The following is a 15275-nucleotide window of genomic DNA, read 5'->3' as shown; positions in this document are numbered from 1 at the left end:
CTGCTCTCCGGAACCTGCGCAGAGCTGACAACGTCCGGAGTGAACTGTTCAGGCTTGCAGTCCGGTTCTTGCTTCGCCGGGACCCGTTTCGCGCGACAGGGTTGCGCCCGCCGATAGCCGTTGGCGGCCACCCCGGTTCCCAGATTCTCAGGCGGCCACCTCGCTGAAAAGCGTGCCATGGCCGGGTCCTTTCCGACGGCGGGGGATGCGTTCCAGCACAACATGACGGCCTACCCCGACCGCTCGAGACGCACCAGCGAACCCTACCGATATGAAGCGACTCGTTAGCACGGTGTCCGGCTCCCCGGTCAAGCTCCTAATGCCAAGCAGTCCTGCCGCGATCCCCGGCCTACGTGATTGGTCAGCCAGAAGCCGCGGAGGTGTCCATCACGACAACTGATCCTGCAGGGCCGTCACGATGTCCGTCGGCGGGCTCGCAAGGCAGCGCGACTACGGATCGCCAGCTTCCGCGCGAGCCCGCATGAGTGCTGCCAGAGCACGGGTGTCCAGGCCCGGCGTAGCTCCCCCATCGAGTGCTGACGTGGCGCCTGCACGTTCCCGGGGCGTGCGATTCTGGTTGAGCTTGAACGTGCCCTCAACCGATACGATCGTCATCGCCACCGGAACAATCTGCTGCGTCAGATCGGCCAGCACTGCCGTGTCAACCTGGTCCGTCGTCCAAGGGGGCTTTGGCGCCAGCCGTTCCTCGAAATTGGCGGAAAGCTGGTCAAGATGCGCGCGAATTTTAGATTGTGCAACCTGCCGCAACGTCCCTCGAAGGTGGACGGCAACGTAGTTCCAGGTAGGTACCCGCCCGTCGGTACCGTACCAGTCCGGCGATATGTACCCGTCCGGACCCGCAACGATCAGCAGCGCTGAAAGTGGGCCACCCTGCAGGGCGCGAACCACCGGGTTGCCTCTGACCAAATGGGCGGCAACTCGCTCCTCCTGCACCACAAAGGGGGCATGAGCGGCAATCACTCCTTCCGAGCCCACGATCGTGAACGCGCCGAAGCCGCGCTCTTTGGCGAATGCCAGCAAGTGTGTGCGCGGCTCCCGTCGAAACATCGGATTTGGGTGCACAGGAAATTGCTCCGCAACGGCAGGGTCCGTTCAAGCCTTCGTTGTACAGTCTCAGGATGCGTTGTTCGCGGCACAGCCAACGACAGGGAAGTCATCCGCTCGGGCAGACCTCTCCGCGACAGTTCTGACTGCGCAGCAACGTCGGGTTGCTCTTTGCGCGGCAGCGACACTCGGGCAGAGGAGTGCGAAAGGGAGTACGCGGAGCACAATGTAGGCTCTTCTTGCTGGCTGGCGGCTGATGCCGACCCGGAATGGCTCGCTGTCGGCCGGAACGGCCTTCCAAGCTGGCAGTCAGCTTCGCTCGGACACGGTTGGGACACCGACCGAACCGTCGCGTACTAGAGTGAGCGTAGGAACTCCAGCAGGCGCTCCTGTTCCTCCTCTGACAACTGCACCACGCGGTCTCGCGACGCGGCGGCCTCTCCTCCGTGCCAAAGGATGGCCTCCATGAGCCCGTCGGCCCGACCATCGTGCAGCAACCTGAACGTGCCGCTCACGGTCTCGGTCAGACCAATGCCCCAGAGGGGCGGCGTTCGCCATTCGCGACGCAGCGGGTCAGCTCCGGTGTCGGCAAGTTCCTCGCCCATGTCATGCAGCAGCAGGTCCGTATAGGGCCAGATCAACTGGAAGCTGTGTTCGGGTCGGTCCGCGGTTCGTTGGGTTACGAACTTCGGCACGTGGCAGTCGGCGCAGCCACTGTCAAAAAAGATCCGCTTTCCGGCCAGGATGTCCGGATTGTCGGGATCCCGTCTGGCCGGCACCGCCAAGTTCCGCGAGTAAAACACGACTTGGTCGAACAACCGTGCCGGTATCTCGATCCCGTCGTCATTGTGGTCTCCACCGGGCGCATTCCGGCATTCGGCTTGCACCTCCGTGCAGGCGCCGGCGGACCCCGGAAACAGCCCGCTGCCGATGCCGATGTCCTCGAAGAAGGCTTTCGCTGCCTGCATGCGGACGGTGGGAACAGCAGCCTTCCAACCAAACCGGCCGAGCACAGGGGCGCCGCCGGCCTCCGCAGCCACCCAGGACGGCCGGCCAGAAATCCCGTCATCATCAGCGTCGTCAGGGTCCGCATGGGCCAGGATATCTGCGTCGGGTATCGCCTCCAGTAGTCCGAGCCCGATCATTGGCGGTGCTACCCGTGGAGACAGTCCAGTCCGTGGATCCAGCGGCCCCCAGCTGAGGTTCAGTGCACCGTACTGGGGGCTGCGGAGTTCGAGATCCGGTTGCCCCGCCACCGGGATCATTCGGTGCGTGATCGAGATCTTGCCTTCGGCCGGGATTCCCGGGACCGCGTGGGTCTGCAACTGTCTGCCGTACACCGGATCTGCGCCGTCCGGATGCGTCAAGGCCAGGAGCAGCGTGCCGCCTCGATCGTCCTCGTTGAGTGGCGGCCGACCGCGACCGTCCTTGCGGTGGCATCGCTGACAGGATCGGGCATTAAACAGCGGACCCAACCCGTCTGACGCCGCCGTGGAAGCTGGGGCCGTTACCCAAAGCTTGCGAAAGATCGCGTCTCCCACCCGGAATCGGGTGCGTTGGGAAGGGGCAAGATTCTGGGCCGGATGCGAGAACGCATTTCGAGTCGGCGCGTGGAAACTTGTCCCCGCTCCCCCTGCGTGACCTTCGTATGCCTCCGGTCTGGAGAAGTCCCCGGGCCATGCGGTCAGCTCCGCAGCCAGCTTTGCATCTGCGGAGGACCGTGGCGCCCCATCGGGACCGTTGGCCGCGGCTGCACCATGGACGATCACCAGACCAAGCAGCAGTACCCTTGCCGCCTTTGCCAGGCGCGCGACGGTGTCCGAGGTAATGCGGGCAATCAAGGGTGTTTTCCCGGGAAGCCGATCCTATCCCTCGATCTCGAACTGGAACTCGCCGACGCCAAGCAGCGGCCCGACTTCCCTGAGCTGCTCGCTGAAAGCGATGAGCGCCTGGATGGCCTCGCCGATCAGCTCGCCTCCCTCGGGATCGTCTGGAGCCAGCAGTTGGTCATAGGCCTTTCCACCGGCGGCAGCATCCCGAATCGCATCGACTCGCCTGATCGCCCGGTCGATTCCATCATGAAGCTTCCGGTCGAGTTCAGGGTCGGCGGCACGGACCAGTTCGGACAGTGACGGACCCTCGATCATCGATCCATCAACCCTGTGGTATCGCCCCATGTAGACGTTTCGCAACCCCACCGCATCCCAGTAGTGGGATTCATGCGTGTTGTCGGAAAAACAATCGTGCTCCTCCTCCGGATCGTGCAACTCCAGACCGACCTGCATGCGGGCCCCCGCGAGCTCGCCGGCCGCAAGATTGCCCAGCCCGGTTACGATCACGCGTACAACACCTGCCGCGTCCAGATTCTCCAGGGAAGTGCGGGCGGCCCCGCCCTCACGCCACGCGCCCGTCATCCACTCGAGGTCGGCTACTAATAGGTCCGTAGCCGTGCGCAAATAGGCGACTCGTCGCTCGCAGTTTCCGCCTGTGCAGCGGGCCGGGTCAAAATCCGTCGCTGGGCGATTTCCAGCCCCCGGCCCGGTCCCGTGCAAGTCCTGTCCCCACAACAAGAACTCAATGGCGTGATAGCCGGTCGCAACGTTCGTCTCGATGCCCTCGGCTTCGTGCAGCACGTCTTGCAGCAAGGCAACGTCGATCGGATCCGCCGTCACGGAGGTGCCGTTGATCAGCAGTGTGCGATTGGCGATGACGTTGACCGCATCCGGGTTACCGACCACGTAGTCGATCAAACCTTCGTCGAGTGGCCAGGCGTTCACCCGTCCCTCCCAGTCATCGACCACCGTGTTTCCGAACCGGAACACCTCGGTTTGCATGTAGGGAATCCGGCTCTGCTTCCAGGCTTCTCTTGCGGCCGCCAGCGTGGCACTGGAAGGCGCTTCAATCAGGTCTGTTACAGCCTGCTGCAGCAGCCCTGCCCGCAAGAGTGAATCTTCGTAGCCGGCAATTGCGATGTCGGCATATACCCGAGCAACCGCTCCAGAAGTTTGGTCCGCGGTCACCATGGACACAGGACCACAGAGCAAGCAGGCTGACAGGAGAAGCGCGGCGGCCGCATGCCGCGACGACAAGGCTCGTGTTCTCATCACGGTACGAGGAGACCTTTCCGGGTGCCCGCTCGGGGAACACCCTCGCTGTTGTCGCCGGCAGCGGCTCCTCCTCGCTGCCAGGCGCCATATGGTCGGCCGCTAACCGTACGACCGAGATGACTCGTTTCATAGTCCGCTAGCGCTGCGGTGTCCAGATACCAGCAGCCCGCTGCCGGCGGTCGCAAATCCTCCACTCGCCAAGTATTGGACCGGCTGGCCGTCTCTAGCGTTCGGCGATCCGGTACACCACTGGCAACAGGATCGACTTGACACCCGCCCCTGCCGGCAGCGGTTCGAACGGTGCCGCGCGCAACACCGCTCTTTGCGCTGCTCGCCGGATGCGAAGCGATGCGTTCGTGCGTTCCTCCTCGATCGTGATGTCGACGACGCTCCCGTCCTCGCGTACCCGGATCAGCATGACGACGGTCCCCTCCTCGCCTAGATCGAGAGAGCGGCGCGGATAGCTTCGGGCCGCGATCGTGCTGATCTGGCCACGCAGGCGGACGTAGTAGGCCTCTGGAACCCCCGCCTCACGCGCCGCCCTGGCCGAGGCCGACTCGGGGCGTGCCGGCGGCGCCGGCGGGGCAGTCACCGCAGGGGGCGCCGACGCCAACAGCGCTTGGGGCGCCGGCGGGGGTTCCGCAGATGGCGGAGCCTCTACGGGCGTGGGTGCAGCAATCGGTACGTTGGCGGCGACCGGCGGCGGTGCCTCGGTCGTGCGTGCCGGCGGTGGTGTGACCGTGGCCGGTGCCGTTCGTGAAGCCGGGGGAGCTGGAGGAGGCGGCGGTGGCGGCGGAGCAAGGTCGGGTTCGACTACGGTTTCAGGTGCAGGCACGGCGGGGGGCGGTGGCGGTGGCGGTTCGAGATCAGGTACCAGCACCTGCTCCAGCGGGGGCGGCTCGACCGGCCGCACTTCTGTTGGGGCAGGTGGAGGTGCGACGTCGGGACGTGGTTGCGGGGTATCCGGAAGTTCCGGCGGCTGGGGCACGGCGGGCGGCTCGGGCTCGCTCAGCGGCTCGGGCTCGGGCTCCGGCAGTACTTCCGGTGGTGGTGGCGGTTCGGGCACGGGCTCAACGAGAACTTCGGTCGGTTCCGGCTCCAGCAATCTTGTCTGGGGCGTCACCGGCGTCGGGGGAGCTTCAATCTCTGGCGGCGGTTGCGGGAGGTCGGGGACGGTCTCGACTACGGGCGGCGGCGTGTCCGTAGGCACAGGTGGGGTCTCGGGCGGTGGCGTCAGGGCGGCGGGAGGCTCATTTGCCGGCGGCAGAACATCCTGGTCCGGCAGGGCTGCCGCCAGTGCGTCGGGCGGCAAGTCTCCGAGAGGTACGTCGTGCCCGAGCTCGAGGGAAATGTAATTCTCCAAATCGAGTTCGGGCTCGCTCAGCGCCCAGATCCCGACGACTGCCGGGACCATGACGTGGAGCGCAACGGCAACAATGGCGGCTCCTGTCACATCCAGAAAATTGATCTCGTTTGCGCCGCGGGCAACGGCCTGGGGGATCACGGTGCCTCGAGCTCGGTCCGGCGCGTGGCAAGCAGCACCTGATCAAAGCCCGCCACCTTGGCCTCATCCATGACGTCGCGGAGCATCGAGATAGTGGCCAACTGCGCCACCTTGATCAGGAGCGTCGTCTTGTCTGCCGCCACCGCCGCGCGAAAGGTTGCCGGAAGGCTACCCCGGGCCACCGGTTCCCCGTCGATCGTGAGTTCGCCGTCGGCCGCCACTGTTAACACAGCCTCAACCGCGACACCGGGCTCGCTGCTGTCAGCCTCCGGGAGCTGATGGTCAATCGGATCGATGGTTCGAAATGTACTGGTCAGGATAAAAAAGATCAGCAGCAAAAAGACGATATTGATCAAAGGCACCATGTTGATCGCGTGCTGCCGATGGCGCGGGGCTCCCTCGAATTTCACAGTTCGTCTCGCACCGCGATCGCGATGGCCTCGACCCCGGCCATACGGATGTCGTCGACGACTGTTATCAGTCGTTGCACCGCCTCCTGGGAAGGCGCCACTACCACCACCTTCAGATCAGCGTCTTCTGCTCGCGCCCGCTCGACACGCTCGACGATCTCATCCGGGTCAACCACAACGTTCCCGAACGTCACCGCTCCGTCGTCGTGCAAGCGGATCACGAGCGCGTCTGATTCGCCGCCGCCTCCCGCCGCGGTTGCGGTACCCGGGCTCGCAAGATCTAGCGCTTCCAGGTTCAGGAACGATCCGGCCAGCATGAAGAACACCAGCAAGAGGAACACGATGTCGATCAACGGCGCGATCGAAAGTTCCGCGCGGCGGCGCTCCTGTTCGCCGAAGTTCATGGTGGAATCCTGATTGCTTGCCGATGCCGGCGACGACTCCCTAGACCGACTGCGACGCGATCACGCGGGCGGCCGCGTCGCGCATCAGCGCTCGCACCCCCTCAATCTTGCGTTCAAAGTAGTGCACGGCACCAAGCGCCGGAATCGCCACAATCAGTCCGAAAGCAGTCGTGAGGAGTGCCTCCCAGATCCCGCCAGCAAGCTGGCTGGGATCCACCCGTGCGCCCGCCTCCTCTAGGCGCCCGAACGCCTTGATCATTCCGATCACGGTCCCGAGGAGCCCAATCAGCGGGCTCAAGTTCGCCACCACCTCCAGTGAGCGAATGTACGTCTCCAGGGTGCGGATTTCGACCGACCCGATGCGTTCGATCTCGGCTTCCTGGAGTTCACGCGGCAGATGACCCGTGTCGAGTGCCGTTTCGACCACGCGCGCAGCCGGATGGCGCGACAGCGCCATTCGGCGCCGGATTTCGTGGGTAGATCCGGTCGCGATGAGTTCCATCATGCCAGAACGCCTCGCACCGATTCTCCAAAACTGCAATAGTTTCAAAAGAATCACTGCCAGCGACGAGACCGACAAGAGGAGCAGGACGTACATGACGGCGCCCCCCTTTTGGAGCAGGTCTGCCGCAGCATTCCAGTGCTCCAGGCTCAGTTCCGGCATATCGTACTCCGTACATCGTGCATTCCGTTGCGGGGCCAACTGTATACATGGCGGTCATTTCGGAACATCCGAAAAAACCCGAACCCAATCGGCCCCGCAATCAGACGGCACTGCAGCTAGAAGTGATAGCGCATCCCGATGTAGAAGGACTGCGGGGCTCCCGGCGACAGGAAGCGATTCGTGTGGTGCACGTCGTCAGGGAGGCCGTGGTTCAGAATGGCGACTTCGCCTTCACACGGCTCGCCTTCCTCCTCAAGCTCGCACTCACCGAGGATACCAAACGTCTCGTAGTCCTCGCCAAGGAGGTTCTCGATCCGCCCAAACAGTGTCAGAGCCCCGAAGGTCCAGTCGACCGTCAGGTTGACGACGTTGTAGTCGTTCGTCTGGGCCAACTGATTGGACTCGTCGCCGCGCAGGTACACGCCGGAACGGGCCACCCAGTTCGCGCCGATGCGCAAACCGTTGTCAAGGGTGTAGCCGAGCCCGACCTTCACCGAATGCTCCGGGATACCGGGGATCGTGTCGCCCGAGCTGACGTCGATCAGCTTGGCTTCGTCTGCACCCTCGATCTCCCTGCCTTCCGGATGGTTAGCGCCGGGAAGTTCCGCGTCCTCTGCAAACGTGGCCCGAACATGGCTGTAGTTGGCATTCCAATCCCAGCGATCAAAGCTGCCTCCGATCTGACCGTCGAAGCCTGCACGTCGGGTCTCACCGTAGTTCTGGAAGTACCCGAGACCCGGCTGCGCGCCGGTTTCCGGAACCGCAACAAAGATGATGTCGTCCCGATTCGTGCTCGCATACGCGGACACCTCCCAGGCCAGGGGACCAACTGCGGTTGCCGTGCGTCCTCGTAGGCCACCCTCGACCGAGCGTGTCACCACTTGGTCCAGCGGCGGGTCAGCGATGAAGGCGTTCGGCAGGCGACACGGTTCCTCGGGATCGGCGCAGCCAAGTTCCGCAGCCGTTGGCGCCCGGTTCGCCTCACGGTAGCCGGCAAACACGGTCATTCGGTCAGTCAGGCGGTGGGTCAATCCAACGGCTGGATTGAAACGCCGGAAGGTGTGGGACTCGGTGTCGTCATCGTCGATCTGGAGATCGATGGCAACGTGGTTGAAGCGCCCGCTGAATGTCACGTCGGTGCGATCGGACAGGGCCATCGTATCGGAAACGTAGAGCCCCCATGCCTGCGAGTCCGAAACCACATCGAGCGGTCCCGCGTCGGACTCCTCGAGTTCCTCCTCACACTCTGCTTCATCGGCTTCGAAGTCATCCGCTTCGCACTCATGAGTCACGATGCGCGGTTGACCGTCGGCGAAGAGCATCGCTGGCACGTTCCGGTCCGCTTCCATCTCGCCAACGAGCGTGTGGCCCGAAAAGGTAGTTTCGGACTGGTCGTACACCGTTCCGAACGCCACCTGGTGCGCCCCGTAGGTCAAGTCTGCCTGCAGCGAAATCCCTTGGGTTTGGGTGTCGGTGAAGGTCAGGTTGCGTGCGCCCGCCGTCGGGAAGTCATCATCGTCGTCACCAAACAGGTAAATCGCCTCCGGCGTGCCGCCGGCCCCCTCGACCGAGCCGAACAGGATGGTCTGTTCCTCCTCCTCGTCATCGTCATCACCATTGCCGTTCATGACGTGGCCGTTTCCGTTGTCGTCGTCGTCGTCATCATCATCTTCACCCTCTCCGGCACGCAGGAAGCCGTCATCACCGAACCCACCGTCGAATTCGTCTCCGTTGATCGTGTCGCGCTGCAATCCCCGGTGGTAGACCAAGCCCGATATCCGCAGATTGTCCGAAACTTCAAATTCCCCACGTGCCGTGAACATGCCCAATTCGTTTTCAGTGATGTCCGGGTACGTAAACACAGATTCCCGTCGAATTCCGAGTAAATCCTCCGGCGTCGCGCCGTTCCCGGTGATTTCGGTCCGGGCAAACAGGGCACTGAAACCGAGGGAGCCACGATCGAAGACGTGCGTCGCATCACCAAACAGCCGCAGAATGCTGCTGTCGCTGTGGTCGCGCCAGCCGTCCTCCTCGCCCCGCTCTGCGGCCACGTACACTGCTGTCGCTTCGAGCTTGCCGCCCACCTGCACCGCAGTGTCGAGACGGCCGTGCGAGCCACCCTTGACTTCCAACTCCGAGCCGCTGAAAGAGAGGCCGCTCTGCGTCTGGAGCGACAAAGCGCCACCCAGCGCGTTCAGACCGTACGCAGGGTTGCCACCCACGAGATCGATCCGCCGAATCGCCGCTTCCGGCACCAGGTCCCACTGCATGGTGTCGCCGAAGCCCTCGTTGACGCGGACACCGTTCAAGTACACGGCGATCCCTTGCGCCTCCCCGAGAAGCGGCGAGAGCGTGAAGCCGCGGTACGAAAGGTTCTGCTGGTACGGGCTGTTTTGCACATCCGTCACACTGACACCGCGCAACGTCTGTTCGACGAGGTCGGTCAAATTGCGCGGTTGCAGCGCGTCGATTTCCTCGTCCGTGATCGTTTGGACTGCAGCAGGAACGCGATCGCGTGCCACTCCAGTACCAGGCATCGGGGTAACGCCGATGACCTCAACCTCAGGCAAGGTTTCTTGGGCGACGACGGGAACTGCGCCGAATCCGGCTGCGACGAGCACAACCGCACCCAACGCCGGCACGCCGAATTGGCGCGCCGAACGCAACAACAATCTCATGGTAGGAACAACCTTAGAACGCGTTACACGGAGCCCGTCGATGTGCAGGGTGTCTTTGTTCTCCAGAGTCGTCAAGTCGCATAGGGAATTTCAATCCATCATAAGGTCCTGTCCCCGGCCCAGAGCGGTAGGACCGTGGTAGCGAACCGCCGTTCTGCGGGGTTAGCATTGCGCTGACTGGAGAGCAGACGGGAGACCACTCAGCAGATCATCTGCGATCAGACCCGTACCGTGCACTGATGCAGCTTCGCCATGCAGCCAAACGCCCGCAGCGGCTGCCGTGAAGGGCTCCATGCCCGTGGCCAGCAGGCCTCCGATGATTCCGGCCAGCACATCACCCGAACCTGCCGTCGCCAAACTTGCCGGCGCATTGGCATTGATGATGACACCCCCGTCCCTGCCGGCCACGACGGTATCCGGCCCCTTGCTGACCACCACGGCGCCTGTTCGTTCGGCTGCCGCCCGTGCCCGAACCACGCGATCCCCCTGAATGTCGGGAAACAGTCTCCGGTACTCCCCATCGTGCGGCGTCAACACGACCGCCTTCGCGGTTGTGCAGAGGGCTCCCAAGCAATCGACTTCATCGACAAAGCTCGTCAGCGCATCGGCGTCCAGCACCAGAGGCAGGCCAGCCTCCGCTGCAACGGCCACCCGCCTCCGGGTCGCAGGTCCCACGCCGTTACCGGGTCCCAAGACGACCGCCCGGACCTTTGTATCCGCGATCAGTCCCTGCAAGGAGTCGGGCTCGGCAGCGGGCGCCACCATCAGAGCCTTCGGATCGCCAATGTATGCGACGAGCGCGTCACTAGGCACCGCAAGCGTTACCAGTCCTGCTCCCGTGCGCAACGCGGCATGTGCGGCAAGACGCGCAGCGCCAGCGCGCTGAGGCGGGCCGCCTACGACCACCACGTGGCCACGCTGATACTTATGGCTGCGCCAGTCTGGCTGCCGCAACTGCTCGCGCCAGAGTTCGGAACCATTGAGGAGAGCCACTCCCGTTGCGGCGTTCGCCGGGATGCCGATATCAGCGAGCACGATCTCGCCAGCCAAGGCGCGACCGGGAAAAAGGACATGCGCCGGCTTCAGCCGGTGAAAGGTGACGGTTGCCTGGGCCGGAAGTACGCCCGTCGACGCGTCGCCGGTATCGCCCTGGACCCCGCTAGGAAGATCTACGGCGACGCAAGGCAGATCCCGAGCCGCATCGAACATGGATTGCACGCTGACCGGTAGCGGCCGCGACAATCCGGCGCCGAATACCGCGTCCACGACCGTCGCCGCCCCCTCGATGAGCGCAGGGTCCCAGGCATGGATTTCGCCCATCCAGCGGGCGGCGGCCAAGGCCGCGTCGCCGGTCAGCGCTTCGCGGGCACCGAAGAGTGCGAGGCGGACGTCCCGCCCGTGTCGCGCGAGATGCCTCGCCGCGACGAATCCGTCGCCGCCGTTGTTGCCCGGCCCGACCAAGACCACGACGGTACCGCTCGGACAGCGAGCTTCCACGGCCTCCGCAACTGCCCGCCCGGCATTTTCCATCAGCACGATGCCGGGTGTGCCGGAACGAATGGCGGCGCGGTCGGCCGCCGCCATTTGTTCCACCGTCAGGACTTCCGGCGGCAACGCCGGTCCAGATGACATCAGCCGCATGTAGTGGCCCTCTGGCTCGTCGACGCCCCGTTAGCCTGCCACCGAGGAGCCAAAGAAGCCAGAAACGGGCGAGATCCGTACGGGCTTCCTGGCCACGCTGCGAAGCGCTGCAACCGGCGTGTCCGCCTTCGATCGTGCCGGAAATGTCATACCCAGTTCCAAATGCGACACGATGAATGGTTCCCCCCGTTTACGACATTGGTTCAACCGCTTGACACGCAGCAATCGAACTCCAACCCGCAATCGTCACGCTGCTGTAAAGGAAACGCAACAAACCACCGGCAGGTTTGCACGCGGGGACCGGCGCACCGCGACCGCCACCCTCGCCGCGTTACGAGGCAATAGCCCACTACCACCCTGAATTACCGGGAGGGTTCTTCCATGAACCGCACGCTGAGTGCACTAGCGGCTGCGGCCGCGCTGATGGCCGGCCTCGCGGCCGCAGGCCCCGCCTTGGCACAGGATGCCGAGGCAGAGCAGAACGCCGAGATCCAAGCTCTGAAGGAGGCCATTCAGAACCTGCAGATCAAGCTGAATGGCCTTGAGGCACAGCAGGCGGCTCAGGCTGAAGCACAGGCCGTAAAGGGCGACGAGCCCAAGATCACGGTTGGCCCCGGGCTCTCAATCTCGAAGGGGGGCAATTCGGTTGGGCTGACGGGACGTCTGCACTGGGACGTGGGTATCTACCCGTCCGACAAGTTCGAGGGCGAGAATTTCGACACAGGCACGAACCTGCGGCGTGGCCGCTTGGGCGTTAAAGGCAAGTCCGGCGGGTTTTCCTACAACCTGACGATCGATGTCGGCGGTTCGGCCGACGACGACAACGAAGCCGAGATCGACGAAGCCGCGATCTATTACTCGCCGTCGAAAATGATCAAGATCGGCTTCGGGAAGATGAAAATCCCGGTCACGTTTGAAGAAAGTACGTCCTCGAACGACATCAGCTTCATTGAACGCTCGCTACCGGTCGACATGTTCACCGACAAGACTCTGGGTCCGAAGGCCGTCAACGCGCAAATCTGGGTGTACGGCGCGCAAAGCCTTATCGAAGCTGCGGTTCATGCCCGGGGAGATACCGAGATAGATGGTATCGGCGGCGGTGCGGAAGACGTGGGCTTCACGGTTCGTGCGGTCTACGCGCCGATCAAGACCAAGACGTCTGCACTGCACCTAGGCGGCTGGATGGACCGCTCGGGTGGCCCGGTTGCTTCAGCGCGCTGGGGTTACCGGACCGAACTAAACGTCGCGGACTACAAGCTACTGTACGGCTCCAGCGAGAACAGCGGTCTCGACGCAATGGTCCACTACGGTCTGGAACTCGCCTATCTGAACGGTCCGTTCTGGGCCCAGACCGAATACATCAACGGTACGTTTGAGAAATCCTCCGGCCCGGACGTGGAAGCCGACGGGTACTACGTGCAGGCCGGTTACGTAATCGGCGGCGCCAAGCGCTACAGCATGAAGAAGGGCGCCTGGTCTGGACCGAAGGTCAAGAACCCGTTCCCGCTAAAGGGCACGGGCGTAATCGAACTTGCTGCTCGATACAGTGTCATGGACTTCGGTATCGACACAGCAACTCCGTCACACTACGGGAAGCAGTCGAACGTCACTCTCGGTCTGAACTGGTACCTCGACGGCAATACACGCATCATGTTCAACACAATTCGCGTGGGCCTAAACGAAGCCACCAGCGGTACCTATGGCGAAGACGAATCCGTGACCGATGAATTCTGGATCCACGGTGTTCGATGGCAATACAAGTGGTAAGAGCCCAAACCTAAACATATCGTGAGCACGGTAACTCCCGCCGCGCTTGGCGCGGCGGGGGATTCTTATTGACAACGGATCCATGGGTGCGTCCGAACCGCAAATGGTCGTGAGCACAGCGTGCGCGTGTCAGATCAGCGTGTGTTCGTAGTCTCGCTCCACCTCCTCACACCAACTCCCCACGTTCCATCGGCCATAGGCCCCCATGCCCGACGCGGCATCCGGTCCGAAATAGACCGGAACGTGCACCAGGCTGAGGCCCGAATGCGCATAGGCCGCGCGCAGCGCAGCCTTCAGAGCTTCGCCGTCATCACCGCCGTACAAAGCCATGACCCCATTTATTGACGACGCCATCTGCACGTAGTCAACGACAACGGAATCGGATGTGCGAAACGCTTCACCGTACTGCGCGACCTGCAGTTCGCTGATCGCCGACATTCGGCGATTGTCGAGAAGAAGGATGGTTCCGTGCACGCCGTGCTCGACGCCGTCAATGAGGACCTGCGGGTTCATCATGAATGAACCGTCACCAGTAAAGGCCATCGCATAGCGGCCCTGATCCGCAATGGCACCAGCCAGCAAAGCCGATACCGCAAACCCCATGTACGACGCGCCCGCCTCTGTGAAGGTCTCGAACGGCTTGTCGTCTTCGACGATCTGGAATCCGTTCGCCTGCACGTCCCCGGCGTCAAACAGCTTGAGCACGTCGCGTTCCTTGCAGAAATCCGAAGCGATCTTGATGGCTTGCGGCTGGGACAGGACGCGCCGTCCCCACACCGGGTCCAGCGGGAGTTCGGCGTTGAATTGTGCGGTCTTGAATTTCCACCACTCCGACTTCTTCTCGGCGCACGCCTTCAACCAGTCAGTCTTCGCCTCAGCGCATCCCGGGTAGTCACGAACGATGCGTGCGTGCAATCGCCTGAGTACCTGGCCGGCATCCCCGCAGAGTGCGGTTGTCCGGTTGTAGTGCTGGACGTCTATCGGATCCGCGTTGATGTTGATGACGTCCCGGACGTTCGGCCAGCCGATTCCCGAGCAATCGCTCTGGCACACGGCGCGACTCCCGATCACCACCAGGATTTCAGCCTCGTCCATGACGTAGTTGCCGCTGATGGATCCCTTGGAACCGCCGACGTGCATGTTCTGCGGATGGGAATCCGGCAGCACGCCCGTCGAACTGGGTCCCAGTACGACGGCGGCACCGGTGCGTTCGGCGAACTCCCGGACAGCTGTTGCGCACGAACGGGCTCCACCCCCGGCCTTGATGGCCACGCGCCTCGATTCAGCAATCAGGCGGGCTGCCTCAGCCAGGCCTTCGTCGGTGCCCGGAACGGCGGGCGCGAGCCGTGGCAGCTCGGGCAGCGCGTCGACCCGGATCCGGGTCTCCCGCGGCTGCGTGTTGAGCGGCAGGTTGATGTAGAACGGACCCGGGCGCCATGGATGGAACACGGTCACGGCACCGCGCCGGAGCGCTGCCCGCAACGCTCCGGGGCTGTGCAAGGTGTAGGACTGACCCATCAGCGACGTAATCTGGCCGAACAGGCCCTGCACGGGCTTGGGGACCTGCTGCATGTTGTAGCCTTCCCCGTGGGTGGTCTCGTCCCCGTACAGGTGATAGACACCGACGCCGTTGGAAGCGCTCACGAGCGAGGCAGCCATCGCCTGCAAGGCGCCTGGCCCGATCGACGTAACCACTGCCGAAGGCTCCCCGTAGATCCAGCGGAGCGCGGTCGCCGCGTGGGCCATCTCAACCTCATTGCGAAACTGCCAGCACCGCACCAGTCCGTGCTTCGAATAGATGCGCAGGATCTCGCCGATGGTCGTGGAGCCGTGCCCGAATATGGCGAGATACTTGGTGACGCCCTGGCGCATCAGACCTAGCACCAGGGTTTCGACCAGCGGCAACGCGACCGGTGCGGAGAACAAGCCACCGCGGATTGCCTTTTCGATCCCGCCGGCCCGTGCCAACCACGCCGCACGTTTCTCGACGCCGGAAGGAATCGTCGTTGGCAGTGATTCCATGGGCGTCGGACTC

At 63.5% G+C, this 15275-nt stretch carries 11 protein-coding genes; 1 reads left to right on the top strand and 10 read right to left on the bottom strand.

The features are described from left to right. Positions 1–450 precede the first annotated feature (450 nt). The 9 genes from OXH60_02130 to OXH60_02090 form a co-directional block, all read right to left on the bottom strand. The gene (locus OXH60_02130) at positions 451–1068 is read right to left on the bottom strand and encodes an FMN-binding negative transcriptional regulator (GenBank protein MDE0710914.1); all 618 of its coding nucleotides are present in this window, start codon (positions 1066–1068) and stop codon (positions 451–453) included. Positions 1069–1421: 353 nt separating this feature from the next. Next, complete coding sequence (locus OXH60_02125) at positions 1422–2906, bottom strand: c-type cytochrome (protein MDE0710913.1); 1485 nt, start codon at positions 2904–2906, stop codon at positions 1422–1424. Between the two features lie 24 nt (positions 2907–2930). Next, the gene (locus OXH60_02120) at positions 2931–4088 is read right to left on the bottom strand and encodes a peptidase (GenBank protein ID MDE0710912.1); all 1158 of its coding nucleotides are present in this window, start codon (positions 4086–4088) and stop codon (positions 2931–2933) included. Positions 4089–4395: 307 nt separating this feature from the next. Further along, positions 4396–5676: a TonB family protein gene (locus tag OXH60_02115; GenBank protein ID MDE0710911.1), complete on the bottom strand. Its 1281-nt coding sequence runs from the start codon at positions 5674–5676 to the stop codon at positions 4396–4398. Continuing rightward, complete coding sequence (locus tag OXH60_02110; GenBank protein MDE0710910.1) at positions 5673–6086, bottom strand: biopolymer transporter ExbD; 414 nt, start codon at positions 6084–6086, stop codon at positions 5673–5675. The genes OXH60_02115 and OXH60_02110 overlap by 4 nt, the downstream gene beginning before the upstream one ends. Beyond that, positions 6083–6490: a biopolymer transporter ExbD gene (locus tag OXH60_02105; protein MDE0710909.1), complete on the bottom strand. Its 408-nt coding sequence runs from the start codon at positions 6488–6490 to the stop codon at positions 6083–6085. The genes OXH60_02110 and OXH60_02105 overlap by 4 nt, the downstream gene beginning before the upstream one ends. Before the next feature lie 40 nt (positions 6491–6530). Then, on the bottom strand, positions 6531–7154 hold the full coding sequence (locus OXH60_02100) for a MotA/TolQ/ExbB proton channel family protein (protein MDE0710908.1): 624 nt from the start codon (positions 7152–7154) through the stop codon (positions 6531–6533). A 116-nt stretch (positions 7155–7270) separates the two neighbouring features. Further along, positions 7271–9832: a TonB-dependent receptor gene (locus OXH60_02095; GenBank protein ID MDE0710907.1), complete on the bottom strand. Its 2562-nt coding sequence runs from the start codon at positions 9830–9832 to the stop codon at positions 7271–7273. Positions 9833–9994: 162 nt separating this feature from the next. Next, a complete protein-coding gene (locus tag OXH60_02090) occupies positions 9995–11473 on the bottom strand; it encodes an NAD(P)H-hydrate dehydratase (protein MDE0710906.1) in 1479 nt (492 codons plus the stop codon). 381 nt (positions 11474–11854) lie between these two features. Between OXH60_02090 and OXH60_02085 the strand changes: the two genes are divergently transcribed. Further along, on the top strand, positions 11855–13240 hold the full coding sequence (locus OXH60_02085) for a porin (protein ID MDE0710905.1): 1386 nt from the start codon (positions 11855–11857) through the stop codon (positions 13238–13240). Between the two features lie 129 nt (positions 13241–13369). On the opposite strand, the gene OXH60_02080 is transcribed toward OXH60_02085, so the two are convergent. Then, positions 13370–15262 (bottom strand): thiamine pyrophosphate-dependent enzyme, encoded by a 1893-nt coding sequence (locus OXH60_02080; protein MDE0710904.1) that lies wholly within the window; start codon positions 15260–15262, stop codon positions 13370–13372. Positions 15263–15275 lie beyond the last annotated feature (13 nt).

The sequence above is a fragment of the Rhodospirillales bacterium genome (assembly GCA_028824295.1).
Taxonomy (GTDB): Bacteria; Pseudomonadota; Alphaproteobacteria; order TMED109; family TMED109; genus VXPW01.
The sequence above is the reverse complement of the archived record's forward strand: the minus strand, read 5'-3'. Positions and strand labels throughout refer to the sequence as shown.

Bases quoted from the DNA above. Each gene is read 5' to 3' on its own strand.
- OXH60_02130 (MDE0710914.1), bottom strand. From the start codon at position 1,068: ATGTTTCGACGGGAGCCGCGCACACACTTGCTGGCATTCGCCAAAGAG.
- OXH60_02120 (MDE0710912.1), bottom strand. From the start codon at position 4,088: ATGGTGACCGCGGACCAAACTTCTGGAGCGGTTGCTCGGGTATATGCC.
- OXH60_02105 (MDE0710909.1), bottom strand. From the start codon at position 6,490: ATGAACTTCGGCGAACAGGAGCGCCGCCGCGCGGAACTTTCGATCGCG.
- OXH60_02100 (MDE0710908.1), bottom strand. From the start codon at position 7,154: ATGCCGGAACTGAGCCTGGAGCACTGGAATGCTGCGGCAGACCTGCTC.
- OXH60_02095 (MDE0710907.1), bottom strand. From the start codon at position 9,832: ATGAGATTGTTGTTGCGTTCGGCGCGCCAATTCGGCGTGCCGGCGTTG.
- OXH60_02090 (MDE0710906.1), bottom strand. From the start codon at position 11,473: ATGCGGCTGATGTCATCTGGACCGGCGTTGCCGCCGGAAGTCCTGACG.
- OXH60_02085 (MDE0710905.1), top strand. From the start codon at position 11,855: ATGAACCGCACGCTGAGTGCACTAGCGGCTGCGGCCGCGCTGATGGCC.
- OXH60_02080 (MDE0710904.1), bottom strand. From the start codon at position 15,262: ATGGAATCACTGCCAACGACGATTCCTTCCGGCGTCGAGAAACGTGCG.